This window comes from Paenibacillus sp. RRE4 (assembly GCF_031844205.1).
In the GTDB taxonomy this organism is placed as follows: domain Bacteria; phylum Bacillota; class Bacilli; order Paenibacillales; family Paenibacillaceae; genus Paenibacillus; species Paenibacillus xylanexedens_B.
Window position 1 is genome coordinate 1,675,442 of record NZ_JAUZUT010000001.1, and the last position, 20,255, is coordinate 1,695,696.

The 20,255-nt window shown below is 44.8% G+C and carries 18 protein-coding genes; 17 read left to right on the forward strand and 1 reads right to left on the reverse strand.

Features of this window, described 5'->3' with window-relative positions; genetic code table 11:
• Positions 1-14: 14 nt before the first annotated feature.
• The 17 genes from Q9R46_RS07800 (at position 15) to infC (ending at position 19,215) form a co-directional block, all read left to right on the forward strand.
• Positions 15-2,174, forward strand: a complete 2,160-nt coding sequence (locus Q9R46_RS07800; RefSeq protein WP_311279526.1) for a class I SAM-dependent methyltransferase — start codon at positions 15-17, stop codon at positions 2,172-2,174.
• Positions 2,171-2,749, forward strand: a complete 579-nt coding sequence (locus Q9R46_RS07805) for a histidine phosphatase family protein (RefSeq protein WP_311279527.1) — start codon at positions 2,171-2,173, stop codon at positions 2,747-2,749. The genes Q9R46_RS07800 and Q9R46_RS07805 overlap by 4 nt, the downstream gene beginning before the upstream one ends.
• Before the next feature lie 5 nt (positions 2,750-2,754).
• On the forward strand, positions 2,755-3,441 hold the full coding sequence (locus tag Q9R46_RS07810; RefSeq protein WP_311279528.1) for a 3'-5' exonuclease: 687 nt from the start codon (positions 2,755-2,757) through the stop codon (positions 3,439-3,441).
• Entirely contained in the window at positions 3,438-3,797 is a 360-nt protein-coding gene (locus tag Q9R46_RS07815; RefSeq protein WP_145412803.1) for a hypothetical protein, read from the forward strand. The genes Q9R46_RS07810 and Q9R46_RS07815 overlap by 4 nt, the downstream gene beginning before the upstream one ends.
• A 415-nt stretch (positions 3,798-4,212) precedes the next feature.
• Positions 4,213-5,412, forward strand: coding sequence for a hypothetical protein (locus Q9R46_RS07820; RefSeq protein ID WP_145330175.1), 1,200 nt, complete (start codon positions 4,213-4,215; stop codon positions 5,410-5,412).
• 105 nt (positions 5,413-5,517) lie between these two features.
• Complete coding sequence (locus Q9R46_RS07825; protein ID WP_311279530.1) at positions 5,518-5,712, forward strand: hypothetical protein; 195 nt, start codon at positions 5,518-5,520, stop codon at positions 5,710-5,712.
• 188 nt (positions 5,713-5,900) lie between these two features.
• The gene (locus Q9R46_RS07830; protein ID WP_397386366.1) at positions 5,901-6,887 is read left to right on the forward strand and encodes an ABC transporter substrate-binding protein; all 987 of its coding nucleotides are present in this window, start codon (positions 5,901-5,903) and stop codon (positions 6,885-6,887) included.
• 370 nt (positions 6,888-7,257) lie between these two features.
• Positions 7,258-8,664: a helix-turn-helix domain-containing protein gene (locus Q9R46_RS07835; protein ID WP_311279532.1), complete on the forward strand. Its 1,407-nt coding sequence runs from the start codon at positions 7,258-7,260 to the stop codon at positions 8,662-8,664.
• 283 nt (positions 8,665-8,947) lie between these two features.
• Entirely contained in the window at positions 8,948-9,190 is a 243-nt protein-coding gene (locus Q9R46_RS07840) for a hypothetical protein (RefSeq protein WP_311279533.1), read from the forward strand.
• A gap of 80 nt (positions 9,191-9,270) precedes the next feature.
• The gene (locus Q9R46_RS07845) at positions 9,271-10,023 is read left to right on the forward strand and encodes a fibronectin type III domain-containing protein (RefSeq protein ID WP_311279534.1); all 753 of its coding nucleotides are present in this window, start codon (positions 9,271-9,273) and stop codon (positions 10,021-10,023) included.
• Positions 10,024-10,233: 210 nt separating this feature from the next.
• Complete coding sequence (locus Q9R46_RS07850) at positions 10,234-12,393, forward strand: putative PEP-binding protein (protein ID WP_311279536.1); 2,160 nt, start codon at positions 10,234-10,236, stop codon at positions 12,391-12,393.
• Positions 12,394-12,762: 369 nt separating this feature from the next.
• Positions 12,763-14,712 carry an LTA synthase family protein gene (locus Q9R46_RS07855; RefSeq protein WP_397386332.1) on the forward strand — a complete coding sequence of 650 codons (1,950 nt, stop codon included), beginning with the start codon at positions 12,763-12,765 and terminating at the stop codon, positions 14,710-14,712.
• A gap of 307 nt (positions 14,713-15,019) precedes the next feature.
• Positions 15,020-16,027, forward strand: a complete 1,008-nt coding sequence (locus Q9R46_RS07860; RefSeq protein WP_311279538.1) for an LLM class flavin-dependent oxidoreductase — start codon at positions 15,020-15,022, stop codon at positions 16,025-16,027.
• Positions 16,028-16,168: 141 nt separating this feature from the next.
• Positions 16,169-16,915, forward strand: coding sequence for a metallophosphoesterase family protein (locus Q9R46_RS07865; RefSeq protein WP_145330184.1), 747 nt, complete (start codon positions 16,169-16,171; stop codon positions 16,913-16,915).
• A gap of 117 nt (positions 16,916-17,032) precedes the next feature.
• Complete coding sequence (locus Q9R46_RS07870; protein WP_145412809.1) at positions 17,033-17,356, forward strand: (2Fe-2S) ferredoxin domain-containing protein; 324 nt, start codon at positions 17,033-17,035, stop codon at positions 17,354-17,356.
• A 244-nt stretch (positions 17,357-17,600) separates the two neighbouring features.
• A complete protein-coding gene (locus tag Q9R46_RS07875) occupies positions 17,601-18,533 on the forward strand; it encodes a manganese-dependent inorganic pyrophosphatase (protein ID WP_145330187.1) in 933 nt (310 codons plus the stop codon).
• Positions 18,534-18,723: 190 nt separating this feature from the next.
• Positions 18,724-19,215, forward strand: a complete 492-nt coding sequence (gene infC, locus Q9R46_RS07880) for a translation initiation factor IF-3 (RefSeq protein ID WP_311280971.1) — start codon at positions 18,724-18,726, stop codon at positions 19,213-19,215.
• Positions 19,216-19,332: 117 nt separating this feature from the next.
• On the opposite strand, the gene Q9R46_RS07885 is transcribed toward infC, so the two are convergent.
• Complete coding sequence (locus tag Q9R46_RS07885; protein ID WP_311279539.1) at positions 19,333-20,157, reverse strand: protein-glutamine gamma-glutamyltransferase; 825 nt, start codon at positions 20,155-20,157, stop codon at positions 19,333-19,335.
• Between the last annotated feature and the right edge of the window lie 98 nt (positions 20,158-20,255).

Genomic DNA, 20,255 nt, shown 5'->3' on the forward strand with positions numbered 1-20,255 from the left:
AGGGTGGAGAATCCATGCTGCACGCGCTGGAAGTGATTCAACGTTATAAATCAGGAAAGACCCAACAACAACATTTGCAACAAGAGCAACAAGAGCCGCAATGGCTGCAATGGTTAGTTGCGGCGGAGAAGCCGCGAATTAATCTGGAGCGGATTCATTCCATTGCCGAACTTCAGCAGACGAATGCGGTATTGGATTACACCGAGCGCACACTTCGCATGCTGGATGGAATGCAGCTTTCGTTCTGGATTCGGGAGTTGCTCGAAGAGGTGCTGGCCTGGTCAGAAACGGCAAAAGGGGGTTCACTGGAACAGCGCAGAACGTGGCAACAGCAGGGGATTAACCTGTTCGTACATAATATTGGCTCTGCTCAGCTGTACCATCTTTATACTAGTGATCAAGAAAATGGACTAGAATCGGCAGCCTCGCCGAGACAGGAGATCATTCGTATTTTAATATCAACGCATGGACTGATTGGGCAATACATACGGGGGGAAATCCCGTACGCCGAGAATATACCGTTGCGTGCTTTGATTACCGAAGGCTGGGTTACCAGCGGTGAACTTCGTATCATGTTAATGGCTCTGAACCAATGTATTATTGGAGCGGTTGATTCGGTTCTTTGGGAGCAGGTTCAGGATGAAGTCGCGCAGATTGTGGACTGGATCGTGTCAGGAACGGAGCATACAGACTGGAGCGTGAAGGAGCGTTTATCTCGCCTAAGAAGTCATTCCATCCGGCAAGGTGAGGCGATGGATGAAACGTATGTGAAGCTGAAACAACAGTTTCCTGTGGAGCAACAACTGTCTGCTCTTGCTTCACGTACGTTGTGGTATGTGGAGTCGGCCATGCGGGATTTTTCGCTGGAAGAGATGGTCAAGGTGTTTTTACTTGCACTTCATAGCGAAGAATGGGAGGAGGAAATAGAGGGGCACTCAAAGGACTCTTCATTGACCTCTATACGTCATATCAGCTTTGAACCGTTAATGAACACGATGTATTACGACTACAAAGGTGTCAAAAAGCTGAATATTTACAAGAAACGTATGATTGAAAAATATCTGGAACAGTATTCATGGGAACAGATTACCGCTGGCGAGCAGTTGCCTTATCCGCATCTGGGGCATCGGAGTGAACGGTATCCCGATCTGCCCGATACGTTATTTGTAACCTTTGAATTCTCGCCTGCGGCCGAAAAATTGATTGCTTTTTGCATTGAAGCAGAGAAATCTCCGTTGTACGAACAGGCGGTACTGCTTTTATTTGATCTATTTGGCCTGCGACGGGATGCGTATGATCGGTTCCACAACGAAGAGACGTACCTTTCGGATATGAATAGCTCGGGAGACTACAAAAAAGTGCTCCTTGACTATATGGTGGGCAAACGTGTACTTGATATCGGCCCGGGTGGCGGTGTGTTGCTGGATTTGATCGAGCAGGAGAAGCCCGAGGTTGAAGCGATTGGCATCGATATTTCGGCCAACGTGATCGAAGCGCTGGAGCGCAAGAAGCAACGGGAGTCTCGTCGCTGGCATGTGATGAAAGGCGATGCCCTGCAACTGGATCAGTATGTGGAGCCGGGAACAGTGGATACGGTGATCTTTTCCTCTATCCTGCATGAGTTGTATTCCTATATTGAGCGTGACGGACGCAGATTTAATACAGATACGGTGGCGACTGCGTTGCAAAGTGCTTTTCAGGTGCTCTCGCCGGGCGGAAGAATCCTTATTCGGGATGGTATCATGAGCGAACCGGAGTCACAGAAACGACGAATTCGATTCATGGAGCCGGATGGGTTAAGCTGGCTGGAACGTTATGCAACTGACTTTAAAGGGCGCGGGATCAGTTACGAGCGTCTATCCGATGATGAGGTGATTATGCCGATTAATGATGCCATGGAGTTTCTGTACACGTATACCTGGGGGGAGGAAGCCTATGTGCATGAAGTTCAGGAGCAGTTCGGCGTATTTACACCGCAAGCCTATGAGACATGCATACGGGACACGTTAGGGGAGCAAGCGGATATCATTATGCTACGTCATTTCCTGCAAGAAGGGTATACCGAAGCTTTGGCAAATCGGATTATTTTTATGGATGAGAAGGGTAAACCTGCATCCTTGCCTGACAGCACCTGTCTGATTGTAATCGAGAAGAAGGGCAGGGTAGGTGAATGAGCGCAGAAGCTTATACAAGCTTGTATTTTGTACGACATGCAGAATCTAGGTTCATCGAAGGTCAGGAGCGCGAGCGTGGACTGACGGAACAGGGGGATTTGGATGCGAAAAAGGTCGCTCAGCTTCTGCATAAAGAGGACGTGGAGGTATTTTACTCCAGTCCTTTTCTCAGGGCTGTACATACCATTCAGCGTCTGGCTGATTTGTGCGGGAAGTCTGTATTCATTGAGGAAGATTTACGTGAGCGTACGCTCTCTTGTTCCCACGTAAAACATGATGATTTTCATGAAGCCAAGCGGCAGCTGTATGATGATATTGCGTTTGCTTTTCCAGGTGGAGAGTCTGGCATTCAGGCTCAGAAGAGAGCCGTTAACACGATTGAACAAATGTTAGGTGAGCACAGGGGGAAAAAGGTCGTAATCGGTACGCATGGTGATATCATGACCCTTATTTTTCAGCATTATAATCCGAGTTATGGTTTCGAGTTCTGGAAGAGCACAACGATGCCGGATATTTACAGGATGGATTTGGATCAAACTGACAAGATGCTTGAGATTACACGAATGTGGGAGTGAAGAATGTGAAAATCACGTTTTTGCCGGGTACATATACGGTGGACAAATTAGACGTGACACCGTTACAGGATAGAACATACTGCATATTCGATCTGGAAGGAACAGGAATTGATACCGCTGTGGAGAGTGTCACTCAGTTTGGTGCAGTACGCTACAAAAGGAGCGAGGGAGCTAGTGAATCCAGTTTCTCTTCTCTGGTTCGGGCATGCAAACCGATTCCGGAAGCGGTGGAAAAACTCACGGGTATTACGAATCAAGCGATATCACAGGCTCCGCTTTTTAATGAGGTTTACGGACGATTCTGCGGCTTTATCGGAGATCAGGTCCTCGTGACTCATGCGGGATATGAATATGATCTGCCTATGCTGGAGCGTCATTGTGAAGAATTAGGGCTAAAGATGTTTACCAACAAGGTGCTGGATACCAAGGCGATGTTTACGTATATTCATCCCGAGGTAACGGACGTAGTTTCAACCGATTTTCTTATCGCATATTACAATCTGGATACAGAAGGCATTCACAGACATGATGCGCTGGCGGATTGTGGCATTATTGCCCGTATCTTCGAATGTGTACTTGAGGAATATGAGGAGCGGGGACTAGATCATTTTATAGCCGATTCCAGTAAACACATGAAACGTTTTGTTATACCTGAGATGTATTTGAAGAAGGAGAATGGAGTGACGGAATGAGCAGAAGCGATGTGAACACATTGTTGCAAGATTTGAAGGAAGGACGCTTGCTGGACGAACGGAATTTCGAAGGACTGGATGTAGAGGCCTATCTGGATGAGCGTGACGAAGCCCCATTTGCAGATGCGTGGATGCAGGCTTATGAACGCTATGCCGGTGACTCGGTCATAGCCGAAGATGAAGTGTTGCGACAGATCAGGGAGACGGCATTTAAACGAACACTATCTTTAACAGGTGAACCGGAGTTAGCGGGTTATGTCAGCGATGATTTTGGATTGATCGGTTGTTACTTGCTGCAAGGTAGCGGACAGGATGCATTTGTGGAACGGTTGTATGAGGGATACGTTAAAGCGTAGGGAGATAAAGTACTTTTTTAAAGCGGCTATAATCGTATTATCCCCTTTTTGTAGACAAGAGAAAAAAGACATCTGTTAAGATGGACTTAATCTTGCCAAACAAAGGGGATTTTTTCATGGCTAAAAAAGGACAAATTAGACTTGGAACTGGAGGTAGCTTGGCTGGTTGTCAACGAGGAACACATGAGTATACGTGAACAGGAAAAGAGTTTTAACATTCTGGGTTGCCAAAATTGTGACAAGGTTCAGAACAGGAACATTGGTATTCTCGAGGAAAATGACGAGTTGACAACCTATTTTATCTAAGATAATGTGGGAGGTGTTAAATTTATCCTGTTGGAAAGGAAGATGGTAATATAAGAAATTTAGAGGATTTCATTGCTTGGAAGAAACATACATACTAGGAGGAACTTAATTGCAATACCTTAGGAAGGGTTTACTCAAAAGAACTTTTATTATTTTTAACGTGTTTATTCTAATGTTTGTTGTAGCGGTAGAAGTAAAAGTAGAGGCTGCAAGTACAGATTTTGCTGTCGGTGAACTGGAAGCGGGTGTTATCATGCAATGGGGTGGAACAGCACTCCTTGCAGCATCGGGAAATGCAACTAGTATTGACCCGGTTATTATGGAGCAATTTCATCATTTTGGACGACAGGCCTGGCAAGATGCGGATGCACAAACAAGATCCGCTATTACGTCTTCAATCAAGGGTTTGGATGATCTTTGGGGGACAAACAGAAAGTACAGTCTTCAATGGTCTTCTGATGCGCAAATCTATCTCGTGAAAAAATTTAATGAATATTTTGGCGCGGGAGTTTTGATCAATGCTTCGACCAATAAAGTAGAAAAAGTCGCTACGATTAATTCGGTTATTACGAATTCATATGTTGACGCATCTAAACAAACGGTAGGATTCGGTGAACTGGGATTTATGAAGACCTCGTACGGTAAAGATATTTATCTTATGGAGGTAAGGATAGATGGGGTTGGAGCTATAACTGGTGTACGTTTCAATGAAGATTACTTTTTACCTAAGGATAGCCCTTTAAAAAATGAAAAGTACCCTAATGCATTGGCTGCATATCGTGCAGTAGTCAAGGAGTTAGGGATAAAACCAACTTTAAGAAGTATTGAGCCAACGTTTCTAGTGCAATACCCTAGTGCTCGTTTTAATCCCTTGTCGTTCCCTGAAACTTTTCCAACACGGTTAACGATCCCTGCGTTAAAGGGGATTGTAAATAGCCGCGGAGAAATAACTACTCTTGAGAAACCGAACATCGGTCGGGTTGGAAACAGCCTTACCGGAGAAATTGCGATCAGTTATCCTACCTTTATTGGAGATACGGGTACGTTTACTTCATCAGACGCTGTCACAGTTGCGCCTCCCGAAGAACCGGGCGGTGGAGGAAATGGTAACGGAGATGGGGGGACAACGGATTCCCCAACATACTCACCTTTAGATCTAATTGTTTACAAAGCAATGTTGCAATTTATACAGAACTATCGAGTTAACCATTCAAACAACCTGGACCAATTACTTGAATACATGAAATTAAATGACTATGGAAAGCCGTCAAATAAAGATGCTTGGAACACCTGGTTGGAGAGTTTTTAAAATTGAGCCTATGCCTTGCTAGTCTGTCTGACTAGTGAGGCTTTTTCTTGCTACTGATTCCAAATAAACTAGTAAACTATTTTTTACTGTAAGAGGTGCACTAACATGATCCAACCCTTACTCGAAGATATTGTCATTACAGGAAACGCCAGTATCCATGGCAAATTACAGTTCAAAGGAACAGAAGATATTGGAGATGATTTTTATCTGTCAGGTACCGCTTGCATCGGAACTGATGATGGTGATGGAGCGGATTGTTTTGACTTTGAAATGATCACCAGAAAGTTTCGTAATTCGTAGCAGGGATTATTTTTTATCAAGAATGCTTCGTTTGTATAAAAAAGAGGTCTCAAATGTGTATTGAGAGTTTGGGTCAACATCATGTACAATTCACCTACAGAGTTATGTGAGAATGATTATCATTATAGATTAAAGTACTCTGTTCTCATGATGACATCTACAGATTTAGAAATAGGGGGAAATGCATGATGGCAAGACGGAGCAAAGGAATTCAAGGGTGGTTGATGTTGTTATTGCTCACCGCAATGGTGATATCCGGTTGTAGCGCAAATAAGGAAACATCAGCGCAACAGGGAGATGCCAAGAAGAGCAACAGTGTGGAAACGGAAGCTTCGAGCGCCGCGACGCGTGTCGTAAAGGATGAATTTGGAGAAGTAACGATCCCGGTTCATCCACAGCGTATTGCAGGTATCTATGTCGAGGACTATCTCAAGGCGCTGGATATTACACCTGTTGTGCAATGGTATCATCCCACTTGGGGAGTACAGGATTATTTGAAGTTGGATGCGCCAAAGTTTGATACGACAGGCAGCATCGAGGCACTTTTGCAATATAACCCGGATCTGATTATTGTGGACGGTGGGGTAGATGCAACACAATACGAACAATATAGCAAGGTAGCCCCAACCTACCGTCTGCCGGAGAGTGTTCTTCAGGACTCCAATCAGGTATTGACGACAATTGCCGATATTGTAGGGCAGCCGGAAAAAGGGGTAGCATTTGAAGAACAATTCAAACAAAAAATTGCAGATGCGAAAGCAAAATTACAACAAACCATCGGAAATGAGACGGTTGCGGTTGTGAGGTTAAACGTAGCAGACAAAGGATTGGCGTTATTCGGGGTCAAAAATCGGTATACCGGATTTGTTTACTCTGATCTTGGACTTACTCCACATCCACTTGCCCGAGATATGAAAGAGTATCAAGAAATTCTGTCCGAAGAAGCGATTCCGAGTCTGGATGCCGATCACATTATCGTATTTCCTTCGAACGGAACCTGGGATTCCCCAGAAAATCAGGAGGCTATCCGTATGTTGGACGGAAAACTGTGGCAGTCGCTTCCTGCAGTTAAAAATAAACATGTCTACTTGATGGAAAGGTCTCACTGGCAGTCGGGAGCAGTCATTGCAAATTCCATGAAGATTGATGATTTGTTGGAAAAGATGACGCCATAACTTGTGAGTTGAATAGAGAAAGTTCTTCAGCGTGGGTTGAAGAGCTTTCTTTTTTCGTTTACACTGACTCTAATTGATAACAATTCTCATATAAGGAAGATGGATCACAATGTACGCTTCAATACAGCACATCATTACCAAGCCATGGCTCTGCTCTTTACAACGCATACAATACATAGATTATACATTGGAAACAAGCTCAACATATTCAGTTAAGCAAGCGGAAGCTCATTCTTTCATTGTTGTGGTGCAAGGAAGGGGCATTTTAACGTGTTCTGAGGTTCAAACGAAGCTGGAACCTGGTTCCATATGTTTGGTGCGTGAAGATGTTTCCTTCTCTGTAACAGCTGATGTTGGAGAAGGAGAGGCGTTGACATTTTATACATTGGATATGAATCCGATGTTTGAAGACAGCTGTTCGGGCAAGATAATGCCGATCCAAAACAATCTGGAGAAGCAGGCTATTAACCGTGAAATAAGTTTGGCTACTGACAACTTAATATCCGTCATTAATTTTACATATACCCCTTGGAGTGCCTGTGTGGAGTGTATAGAACAGTTATATCGCCAGCAACATGCTACGGTTGTGCATGACATGTGGGATGTGCAAATCCAGTTCCAACAGTGGTTCCGAGATGTCGTTCGTCAAAATGATCCAGAGCTTCAGCTGAATCATGATCGGACCCCACTCCAGCAATCCGTTCAATACATTGAATCACATTATAATCAGATACTCACCGTGGACGAGCTAGCTTCCCGAGCCGGTCTATCCAGAACAAGTTATACGCGGCATTTCAAGAGATTGACAGGCCAGCTTCCTCTTGATTATGTGAACCGTGTTCGACTGGAGCGATCCAAAAAGCTGTTACAGATAACGGATGATCGTCTGCATGATATTGCGAGTCATGTGGGATTTAACAATGAGTACTATTTTAGTCGCCGCTTCAAGCAATACGCGGGAGTCGCACCAGGAGTGTACCGTCGTCATCACCGCCAGGAGGTTCGTGTGTTTGCTCCTTATTTGGAGGATTTCCTGCTGGCGCTCGGAGTAAAGCCGATATTGCAAGGTTCGCACAGGTCTTGGGGCAAACAACGTTATTTACAGCTGGATGATGTGCCCGAATTTGACGTCAGTCAGCGGGATGCCGAATTTCAGGCGGAGCATGTACCGGAGTTTATTATGCTGGACATGGGATACAAAACATGGAACCTGGATCGATTTGAACAGGTGGCACCCGTTTATTATGTTCATCAAGAGGGTGAAGATTGGCGTGCCATTTTGAAATCGGCGGCAGACGTGCTTGGTAGAAACAATAGAGTCCAGGACGTTATTGAGTCGTATGAAGATAAAGCCATGGAGGCCAAAAGACATCTGCAAGGACGTATGCGCAAAGAATCGGTTGCTTTTCTCCGTGTTTCGGCTTCTGGAATTACACTTTACGGTGATCAATGTGGTTATGTAGGCCCAGTCATCTATCGGGATCTCGGTCTCAACCCTCATGAATATGTGACACAGTGGACACGACATGAGCGTAGAGTCGACATTGGATTAGAACAATTAAGTCAGCTTGGTGCCGATCATCTACTGATTACCTTTGATACTCGTGACTCTTTAAGTTTCGGAGAGGAACGGCAACTGCTGGATAGAACGGAATGGACGCAACTTCCAGCCGTGAAGAGTGGTCATGTTTATGAGGTAGACTTTTTGACGTGGATGAACTACGGTGTAATCTCTCATGGGAAGAAAATCGACGATATCTTGCGGTTTATAGGTTAGTACACTGGAGAGAAACGATCTCGAATCAATGAATATATAGGGTATAAAAGAAGTGAATTTTACTTAGAAAGATGTTATTTAATAGCTGAAAGGTGAAAAAGTAAAGAGAATTTATTCTCTTTACTTTATTTAGTTTGAGGTAAAATTAAAACCTAGCAAACTTCCAATAAAAAAATAAAATTCAAAAATTTTGCTTAAATTTATAGATGTGCAAGTTTATGTTTAGACAGCGAAAATGGCTTGATTTAAAGTGAGTCCTATACATAACTTTAGGAGGATTCATGTGAAGACAAAATTGTTTAAAAAAATAAGTTGCATGCTAGGAGTTTTTATTTTTGTAATTGGAATTACACTTCATTCGAATGCATATGCTGCGATAGATTACAGTGGCGGATTAATGGATCGAATGGTAATGACGCTTAGTGATACCGAAGAAAAAGGGCCAAAATCTACGAATGCTTTGACGGATAATAATGAATCTACGAGCGCAATTATAGAAAATGGAACACACCTTCAACCGCTCTAGACCATGCTGTTGCTATTTTTAATGGAACAGTTAAAGCAAATGCAATCCGTGTAAAAGCAGATTTCGACATTTACGTTGGATTGTTTGATTCCAGTGGAAAGGCAATTTTACCAACATACTGGTTTACAGTAAAAGCGAATCAGGCTGATGGAAGATTGATTTATCTTCCCAAAACTTATGCAGGGATAGCAAAAGTTAACTTGTTCAACTACTCTAATTCACGAACCGTAAATGTTTCAGAATTCCAAATGTATAACATTACACCTCCTAGCCAACCCTTAAATCTCCTTGCAACTCCAGATGGATCATCAATTGGATTAACATGGAATGAGGTAGAAAAGGCAACAAGTTACACAATTAAAAGGTCAGTGACAATGAATGGACCTTATACAACTGTTGCTACAGGTGTTACTCAAGCCAGCTTTACTGATGCAGATGTTACTCCAGGTACAACATATTATTATGTGGTAACAGCTGTTAATCCTGTTGGAGAAAGTGTAAGTTCAAACGAAGCTTCAGCGTTTATTGAAAGCACTGGCGAAGTTGAACCTACTCCTGAAGAGCCACCATCAACGGAACAGCCGGAACCAGAGCAACCCTCAAGTAACCGTGCAATTCTTGTGGTTACGATGAATACAGGTTTGGAAAAAGAATTTGATCTAAGTATGAAAGAAGTGAATGATTTCATCAATTGGTATGAAACGAAGCAGTCTGGAAGCGGTCGAGCTTCATATGCCATTGATAAGCATAATAATAATAAGGGCCCATTCATAAGCCGGAAAGATTATATTCTGTTTGATCGAATTCTGACATTTGAAGTAAACGAATACTAAATAAGCGCTCCTTCAGCTCATGCTGAGGGAGTTTTTGCTTGGTACGGAATCAAATTTAACAAAACAACAGAATAACGTTCACAAAATGCTGAACCTGTAGTCTTTGAAGACGCTACTGCAACATAACATTAGAGTGAAGGCAGCACAGTTCAAGATTTAAGACCGCTGCTATTTTAATCACAGCCATGGACGGCAGATGGGAGAGTTGCAATGACTAAACGGGTAATTTCTTTGGAAGAAAGTGGGGTAGAGTTGAAAGGGCTACCATACAGTATGGGGGCTGCTCTCGCAGAACGGATGCAAGAAGGTTGGTCTGTCCCAGCGGGAATGGTCGTTACGACGGATGGCTGCCGCTCATATTGTACCCGTCTTGGTCAACTTTCGGATGAAATCATGGAAGAGCTGGTTAGTGCCATCCGACAGCTGGAGCAGCAAACAGGTACATCTTTTGGTGGCCCGAATCATCCTCTCCTGTTTGATGTGCGATCCGATGAGACTGTTTCTTTTTCGGCATTAGAAAAATACGCTATATCATACGTGGGTCTGAATGATGAAACCGTTGAAGGTCTCGCTCACCAGACAGGAGATCGTTTTTATGCGCTTCAATGTTATCTGGCCGTACTTCAGCAATACGGGCACTTAGTTCATGGTATTCCCTATAAGATGACTTTTGTGAAGCCTGCAGCTTCAGAGCCTTATTTTTCAGGAGAGACGGAGCTTGAATCATGGATTGAAGAATGGAAGGACTTGATTCAGGCGGTCAGCGGAAGTCCTTTTCCACAGGATGTATTTACTCAACTTCAAACAGCTGTTCGAGCGGTGTTCTGTTCTGCTGACCAGATGAATCATGGAGCTGATCCCCTTGAGGATCAAACAAAGGAAGAAGCAACAAAAGGAGCAGCAAAAGGAACAACAAACGGGCCCGCTGTACTTATGCAGGCCATGGTACAAGGTAATGATGTCGATTATAAAGGCTCAGGGAAAGTCTGCACCCGTAATCCGGCAACGGGGGAACAAGGCATGATAGGAGATTATCTTCCGTCAAGAAGCAAGTCTGGAATGGTGCATGCGCTCTCTTACTTAAAAAGAAATAATTCAAAGCGCTATACAGAGCTTGAGATGATCTGTATGGAGCTAGAGAGACGCACTGGAACAGTGCTGGAACTCACCTACGTGGTGAAGACGGACTCGGTATGCATACAGCATGTGCAACCTGCGAGATTAAGTTCATTGGCTACGATCAGAAACGCAGTCAATTTCGTACATGAGGGGCTGGTTTCAAAAGAGGAAGCACTCCTCCGAATGAGATCAGAGGATATAGCAGCAGGTATGCAACAGGAGCTGCCCGAACTGAAAATTTTGCTGGAATGGGCTGATGACATAAAAGAGTTATCCATTCTCTCCAAGGTTGAACATATATCAGAGGTTTGGCATGCGCGAGCATGGGATGCTGAGGGAGTCGGGTTATGTACAACCGAGACCATGCTGTTGTCTCCGTCCAGAAAGCCTTATATGCAGAAGATGCTGTTGGCCGAAACAGAAGCAGATCGCAGGCGTGGGTTGGAACGATTGTTGCCGATGCAGCAGTCTGATATGGAATGTCTTTTTGAAGCGATGGACGGACGACCGGTGAACATTCAATTATTTGATTTTCCGCTACAAGAGTTGTTTCAGGATGAAAAGGTGCTGGAGTCACAAAGTAATGATTCGGCACTGGTTTTATCCCAGATTCATGAAATGCAACTGGAGGCTATTTTCCGGGCAGCGGTCAAGAGTATTCGTAAAGGGCTATGGGTTCGTCCCGAAATCATGATTCCGCATGTGGAGCATGTACAGGAAATTCAAAAAATGAGAGCATTGGTGGATCATGTAGCGGATCAGGTGCTTGGTGAAGAGCGACGCCATTGTGTATATAAGGTAGGGGCTGCAGTTACCTCAGCAAAAGTTGCATGGACCGCTGCACATATCGCACGTTATGCGGACTTTATCTCGTTTGATGCAGATACACTGACACAATCTATATATGGCAACACTCGTGAGAAAACATCGGGGCGAGAACTGGTTGAGGGAGAGACTTCCCAGATAGAATGTAACTCTTCTCATACCTTTAGTATAGAAGGGGTAGGCCGTTTAGTAGAAATGGCAGCTGCACAAGGGCGAATTCGCAAACCACATCTGAAAACATCCATAACCGGTGAACATATACTGGATACGGCGTGCATTTCGTTTATTCATGACATCAAGTTAGTGGCTGTATGTTGCAAACCGGAGCAGATTCCATGGGCTCGAATTGCAGCAGCGCAGGCAGTCATACGAGCATCACATAACAATCAAAGCATGAAGAACGAGGATATATCAACGATCGCCTGAGTCAATCCTTGTCCTTCATTAAAACACATCTGAGCCAGTGTGGACGTCTTTATAAGTAGAACGATTCATTTACACAAGAACGGAGAAGACAGAAAAAACCTGTAAAAGCGAAGCTAAAAGCTTTCTGAAAGAAAGCTACGTCGGAAGCATAGGCTTCGCATTTATCACAAGATTTTCCCCTTGAAAAGAGGGATCAGAAAAATCTGGGGATAACAGCGATTGAAAGGTTATTCTGTCTTCGGAGTGCCTGTGGAAATCATTTTAGTTCTACTTATATAGCATAACCTCAATGGAACAGACACACGAAAACTGTTATACTGAAATATGCGTTTTGTAAAATGAACGTAAAATTTCAGATAAGGGTTGAAAATGACCATGTTTACATCCACAAATAAAAGCAGGCAGTCAACATCGCGGGCCTTATTTGCCCTTTTGTTTATTTTAATGCTGCTGAAGTTATCGCTTCTGCGTTATTTCTTTTTCAATGGCTTGTCTGGCGTGGGGCTGTTCACGGATGCTCTCGCTGCGCTTACCATTGTCTGTGTACTGGATCTGATTGTGCCGCTGAGCTGGAAGCGAACGGTATACGGGGCGTTTAACGTTTTGTTCTCCCTCGTTTTGTTCGCAGCCACACTATATAATGCACATTTCAGTTCAGTTCCTACGTACACCGCGCTAAGTGAGCTGGGCCAGGTTGCGCAAGTTAGAGGAAGTATCGGGCCGCTGGTCCGGCCGCAACACTTTATGTTTTTTGCCGATATTATTCTGGCTATACCGATCTGGTTGATTAGACGCAGACGCAGCAAAGGAGCGTATCGAAGCAGTTACCAGGAGAGCAACCTGACATTTGGCAGAAGTCGCAGACGCTACTGGGGCAAACTGGGCGTCGCACTTACGGCGGCGTTCTGCATTATTTTGTCTGGTAGCTTTATCGTCAAGGGGGAAACGATTGATAACGAGCTGGTACGGGCTGAAAATCTCGGTTTTCTGAACTATCAGGTGTCCTCGGCAATTCTGACGAGCAAGGAAAATGAAGCCATTGCGAGTGGCAATATTAACGAAACGATTACCAAGATTAATGGATTGGTGAGCAAATATCCCTACCAGAACAAAACGGATAACGGTGCAGCGGTGAAGGCCAAATATTTTGGTCAAGCAAAAGGCAGTAACTTGATTGTGCTTCAATTGGAATCCTTTCAAAATTTTCCGATTAACGCTTCGTTAAATGGTCAAGAATTAACGCCAGTCTTAAATAATCTTGCGAAAGAAAGCTATTATTTCTCTCATTTCTTCCAACAGATCGGCCAAGGAAATACGTCGGATGCGGAGTTTATGTCGAATACGTCCATTTATCCTACAGGAGTCGTACCGATGTCAGCCGGGTATAGTGACCGCGACCTTCCAAGCCTGCCCAAACTGCTGGCGAAAGAAGGATATGAGTCCGAGACATACCACGTTAATGACGTAACCTTTTGGAACCGCAACAAGATGTACCCTGCCTTGGGTTTCACAAGATACTTCGATAAACCGAGCTTTACGAATGATAAATTCAACGATTTTGGGCCATCGGACGAAGAATTGTATCGGGTGGGTGTGGAAAAAATGACTGCGCATCAGGCTGCCAAACAGCCGTTCTATGCTCAGTTCATCACGGCGTCAAGCCATTCGCCGTTTACTGTTCCAGCCGATCGCGCACGTATTGAAATTCCGGCGACGATTACAAATAAACTGTTACATGATTACCTACAAGCGATCAATTATACAGACTACGCAGTAGGTCAACTGATTGACGAATTGAAGGCCAACGGTTTATGGGATAATACAACGCTTGTGCTCTATGGCGATCACTTCGGACTACCGGAGGAACCAGAGATTACACAGCAGATTCAGGAAAACTTGAATATTCCATACGATGGAAAAGTAAGCCGATTCAATATTCCGCTGATGATTCATACGCCGAAACAAACGAAAGGGCAAGTGATTGAGCAGCCGGGTGGTCAACTGGATATTTTGCCTACCCTCATGAATCTGATGGGCGTATCGCTTGCGCAGGAGAAGTTCACAGCGTTTGGGCATGACTTGCTCAATATGGATCACAATGCATTCGGTATTCGTTATTACTTGCCAACAGGTTCATTTGTGAATAATGACATCATGTTCATTCCTGGTGCGGGCTTTGACGATGGAACGGCATATTCGCTCAAAACCTACGAACCCGTGACAAATCTGGAACCGTACCGTTCCGATTACGAGCATGTGCTCAGCCTGATGAAGCTGTCTGATGAATACGTGAAGCTGTTGCCTAAACGAGCACCTTAATTCAAATGAGTTGAGTAATGGAGTGGCATAAGTAGGGTAAATAAGTAAGCTAGGCAAGTAAGGTAGATTAAGTAAAGTAGATTAAATAAGGTAGATTAAATAGGGTAGGCCGAGATAACGTCCTGTAACGCAGCCAGCTAAAAACTGGCTGTGTTTTTTATTTTCTTTTCGAAACGTCAGGGGGAAGAATGAAGAGTAAAGTAATGTAAAGTTTGAAACTGTAATTTTTAATGTTACAATGGACAAGTAAGCAAAAAGGAAAAGCACCTTTATTCCATCACTTCACAGACGAGAGGAATGAATATATATGAAATTGAGTGTATTGGAGCATGGACACATTAGTGAGGGTCGCCATGTACATGATGCTTTGCAGGAGGCTGTAACGTTAGCGCAGCATGCCGAACAACTGGGTTATTCCCGATTTTGGATGTCTGAGCATCACGGAGGCGGTGCGCTGTCCTTTTCAAGTCCGGAAATCATGATTGGCCATGTGGCTGCCCATACGGAGCGGATTCGAGTAGGATCAGGAGGCGTTATGCTGCCGCATTACAGCGCGTATAAAGTGGCGGAAAACTTCCGTTTGCTTGAAGCATTGCACCCTGGACGTATTGACCTCGGCATTGGGCGTGCGCCAGGAGGTATGCCTATTGCCAGCAGGGCATTGAACGAGGGCAAATCATCCAATGTACAGTTTTTCCCGCAGCAAATTGCGGATCTTGGTGGGTACTTCTACGAGCAGTTGCCTGAAGATCATCGTTTTGCTTCACTCGTAGCGGGGCCTTCCGTTCCAACGGTACCCGAAGTATGGCTCTTGGGGTCCAGCTCGGAAGGAGCAAGGATCGCCGCGGCCCAAGGGACTGCTTATGCATTTGCCCAGTTCTTTGGAACACCAGGTGGTGAGGAAGCGATGAAACACTATCGTCGCCACTTCAAACCGTCCATTCTAGGCGACAAACCCCACTCCATGATTGCGGTCTCCGCTTTCTGTGCAGATACAGAAGAAGAAGCCGCTGAACTGGCTCGCAGCAATGAGTTATTTTTCCTGCGACTTGGACGCGGATTGGAACAGAAGTCCTTTCCTTCTCTTGAAACAGTGAATAACTACCCATATACAGCGATGGAATTGGAACAGATTCGTCAGCGCCGCTCATTCTCCATCATTGGCACGCCGGATCAGGTGAAGGACAAAATTATTGCAATGGCTGAACGTCACGAAGCCGATGAAATAATTATCGCCTCTGCCATCCATTCGTTCGAAGCACGTCTGCGTTCTTTCCGTCTGATTGCAGAAGCTTTCGATCTGAATCAGAATTAAAGCAGGATTATAGCCATAGGATCGGGAATATAAGTCTGGATAGGATTGGAACCTTGTTTGACTTGGCTGTAGTTGTGTTGCAGCTGGCAGACAGGGTTCCGGTTTGCATTTTGGGCTCAACCGGAAAGAGAGGAGATTCACTTGCGCAGATGTGTCATCAGTGACATTCACGGTTGTTATGATGAATTCAATGCACTGCTGGAGCAGGTTCATTACGACCCGTCGCAGGATGAGTTGATTTTGCTGGGGGATTATGTAGATCGAGGCCCTAAAAGCAAACAGGTCATTGAGCAGATCATGAAGCTAAGACAAGAGAACCAGATCGTTATTCTCAAAGGGAATCATGATGCCATGATGGTGAAGGCTCTGACCCATGATATAGAGGAGTACGATTTACACTGGATCCGCAATGGCGGATTACAGACGCTGGCGAGTTATCTACCCGTTCCGTATGATAGTGATCAGATGGACTGGCAGGCGTATGCTCAGGACAAACAATGGATGCGCTCTCATTATGGGCATCATCTGCATTTTCTGGACGAACTTCCGTTGTCGTATGAAATTCCGGGATATATTTTCGTACACGCGGGGATTAACCCGGATGTACCCGACTGGAGAAACCAGTCCGAACGGGATTTTATCTGGATTCGCGAACCTTTTTATAGCAAACCTACAGCACTTCAGGACATTGTTGTGTTTGGACATACGCCTGTGCAATATTTGCAGGATGAGCCTGGAATCTGGATGGACCCGCGCGGAGACAAGATCGGTATAGACGGTGGATGTGCTTATGGCGCACAATTGAATTTGCTGGAGATTAACGAGGCAGGTCGTTTGCAGACGTTCTATGTGAAAAAAGGATTGAAGACGTTCGATCCTGAGCTGTAGTTTATCATTATCGTTGCACAAACCTGGATAGATGTGCTAATTTATAGAGTTGTAATGTTATACTATGCAATCATAAGAAGATACATATCCTATTGATGTGAGAGGAATGAAGCGAGTTTGGCTATCTATAATCTGGATCAACTGCAACACCATATTTTACTCTGTAACGGCGGAACATGTATGCGTAATGAGGGGGAAGAAGTCACTCAGGCGGTGCGGGACGAAATTGCGAAACAGCAGGCCGGAGGATTCATTCATACAACACGTACCAAATGTAATGGCCGCTGCGATGATGGATGTGTAACGATTGTGTATCCGCAAGGGGACTGGTACGGTAAAATGACCCCGGAATCAGGCCGGGAGCTCGTACAAGCGCTGTGTAAAGGTGACAAGCTGGACGGACATCTGATTACAAATGTAGCGAATGCACCTGCAAATTAGAACAGACAATGTAGCGAATGCACCTGCAAATTAGAACAGACGTGGATACCTGTTGATAATAATAAGCTAATAGCGTCCTCTTGGTTCCCGGTGTTTGCCACTACCGAAGCTGGTTTTTGCATGAGCTGCAATTAATTCGCTGTAAAGGGATTGGAATTAAGACGTATAAGCGCTATAATCAGTAAGGTATGATTCAAAACAAGGATAAGTTTAACTTAAACTCGAATTGACGGAGGGCTATGATATGGAAAAAGTACTAATTTTCGGCCACAAAAACCCGGATACAGACACGATCTGCTCAGCAATCGCGTATGCAGACCTGAAAAGCAAATTGGGACAGGAAGTTGAAGCGGTGCGCCTGGGCGAAGTGAACGGCGAAACGCAGTATGCTCTGGATCAATTCAAGGTTGCTGCACCACGTTTGATCAAAACGGCAGCGAACGAAGTTAACAAAGTTATTCTGGTGGATCACAACGAACGTCAGCAAAGCGTAAGCGATATCGAAGACGTAACCGTTGTAGAAGTGATCGACCACCACCGTATTGCCAATTTTGAGACAAGCCAGCCATTGTATTTCCGTGCTGAGCCTGTAGGCTGTACCGCAACGATTTTGAACAAAATGTACAAAGAGAACGGCGTTGAAATCAGCGCGCCGATTGCGGGTCTGATGCTGTCCGCCATTATCTCGGATTCCTTGTTGTTCAAATCTCCAACATGCACCGAGCAAGATGTTGCAGCAGCACGTGAGCTGGCTGCCATTGCCGGTGTGGATGCAGATAGCTACGGTCTGGACATGCTGAAAGCTGGAGCGGACTTGAGTCAGAAAACAATCGCTGAGCTGATCTCTCTGGATGCGAAAGAATTCGCTATGGGTACAGCGAAAGTGGAAATCGCACAAGTGAATGCGGTGGACGTTAATGATGTGCTGGTAAAACAGCCTGAGCTTGAGGCAGCGATTGAAGCGATCATCTCCAGCAAAGGACTTGACCTGTTCTTGTTTGTCGTGACGGATATCTTGAACAATGACTCCGTTGGACTGGCTTATGGTGCATCCACTCAAGCGGTTGAAAAAGCATACAACGTAACGCTGACAGACCACAAAGCATTGCTCAAAGGTGTTGTATCTCGCAAATCGCAGATCGTACCTGTGCTGACTGAAGCATTTAACTCGTTGTAATTCGGGGACTCGACAAGATAATGCGAGAAGTCAACGTAAATGACTAGTCGTTAATCTTAACGTAACTGGGTAACGCAGGAAACGGTTATAATTTATAAAGTCTTACAACATGCAATCTATTATTAAGCCTGTCTGATCTTCAGTGATCAGGACAGGCTTTTCATGTCAAGGAGGAAGATGCATGGCTCAGATCATTAAAAATGAAAAGATCAAAGCGAACGAAGTGCAACTTACCGGTCTGAATGGAGAAGACCTGGGCGTCATGTCAACACGGGAAGCACTGGCACTGGCCAAACAACATAAGGTAGATTTGGTGTGCTTGTCCCTGATGACCAGCCCACCTCCGTGTAAACTGATTGGTGCGGGCGCTGCCCGTGAAGAAGCACAGCAGGCGAAGAAAAAGGCAGGCAAATCTCCGGATAAACGCAAAGTAAAGGAGATTCGGTTGCATCTGCAGATGGAGGACCATGACCGGGATGTGAAGCAGTTCCAAGCAGAGCGTATTTTAAAAAAAGGTGACTCCGTGAAATTGGTCATCCAAGTGCATGGAGCCAAAGAGGGAGAGTCGGGCAAAGCCTGGGCAGAAGAACTGTGCAAAGCGTTGAAGGAACACGGCACTAAAACGACGGGAGTTCAGGTTAGCGGCAAGCAAGTCGTTGTTCAGCTTGATCCAACGAACTGATAACGTATTGCAAGGAGCCCAATATCAAGTCAGCGCCATTGCTGCTTGTGTTTGGGCTTTTTGCAATGCATAGGTTATCCTATTAATGAACGGCAGCTGATCGTCTGATCAAAACATTCAAGTACGCAAATAGCGGCTGCTACCCACTCGAACATACATTTGTCCAGGTAATACGGGTGTGGTTACGTCCGGGTTGCTGCCGGTAGCATTTTTGGCATAGCGGGATAAATAAAGAAAGTCTGGATATATGACCATATCCATTAAATAGGCCGAGGTCATGCTGCCGGGAAAACGAAAATGATTTAAGGTCCGGATAATTTCCTGACCGCTTGCAATGCCAATACCGTGTCCGTAGTACCAGTTTTCCCGCAACATAATGGTGTTTTCACCTTGCCATTCAGGAGTTTTGGGTGACACATCCGGATTTTTGAAATAAAGCACATCTCCAGGTAGAGCGAGTTCCTTGCCATTTTTTTCTGTCAAACGCAGATCACTGTCGTAATGCCAGTCAAACAGCAACAGATTACGGAATAATGAATTAAATGCATCCTCACGGATGCTTCCAAGTACGCCTCCATAGAGTACAATAACGGTAGCGGTTGCACACTCGAACGCATACAAGCGTCCGTTTCTCCATATATCTCGGATGCCCTCTGCAGGTGTTACATCTGGCCTTAGCTCGAATCCACCCTGTGCATTTCGATTCCAAAAGGCAGGGTTACACCTGGAGTCTTCGAATGAGGCAAAGCTGACACCGCTTCGGTTCAACCCTTCGGCTGCGTCAACAAGGGATTCTCTTAAGTTCCATTCAAAATGGAGATGATCCATGGACTGGTACACATACCTTATAGGGCGGTTTTGCAGCTGCTGTAACCAATACCATTCAAATGCAGACCATTCGGATGGAGACAGTTGAATCGGTTGATTCGCAACAATAATCATGGGGCAGTAACCTCCGTTCTTTCATGACATGGGCTGTGCTGAAAAGCTGAAGATCTTAACGTGTCGATTGTTGTCATATTTTTTTGCTTTTGTTTCGT

Coding starts and splice junctions, on each gene's coding strand:
- Q9R46_RS07875 (WP_145330187.1), top strand. CDS start 17,601: ATGGAAAAAGTACTAATTTTCGGCCACAAAAACCCGGATACAGACACG.
- Q9R46_RS07825 (WP_311279530.1), top strand. CDS start 5,518: ATGATCCAACCCTTACTCGAAGATATTGTCATTACAGGAAACGCCAGT.
- Q9R46_RS07805 (WP_311279527.1), top strand. CDS start 2,171: ATGAGCGCAGAAGCTTATACAAGCTTGTATTTTGTACGACATGCAGAA.
- Q9R46_RS07860 (WP_311279538.1), top strand. CDS start 15,020: ATGAAATTGAGTGTATTGGAGCATGGACACATTAGTGAGGGTCGCCAT.
- Q9R46_RS07830 (WP_397386366.1), top strand. CDS start 5,901: ATGGCAAGACGGAGCAAAGGAATTCAAGGGTGGTTGATGTTGTTATTG.
- Q9R46_RS07800 (WP_311279526.1), top strand. CDS start 15: ATGCTGCACGCGCTGGAAGTGATTCAACGTTATAAATCAGGAAAGACC.
- Q9R46_RS07850 (WP_311279536.1), top strand. CDS start 10,234: ATGACTAAACGGGTAATTTCTTTGGAAGAAAGTGGGGTAGAGTTGAAA.
- Q9R46_RS07885 (WP_311279539.1), bottom strand. CDS start 20,157: ATGATTATTGTTGCGAATCAACCGATTCAACTGTCTCCATCCGAATGG.
- Q9R46_RS07815 (WP_145412803.1), top strand. CDS start 3,438: ATGAGCAGAAGCGATGTGAACACATTGTTGCAAGATTTGAAGGAAGGA.
- Q9R46_RS07855 (WP_397386332.1), top strand. CDS start 12,763: ATGACCATGTTTACATCCACAAATAAAAGCAGGCAGTCAACATCGCGG.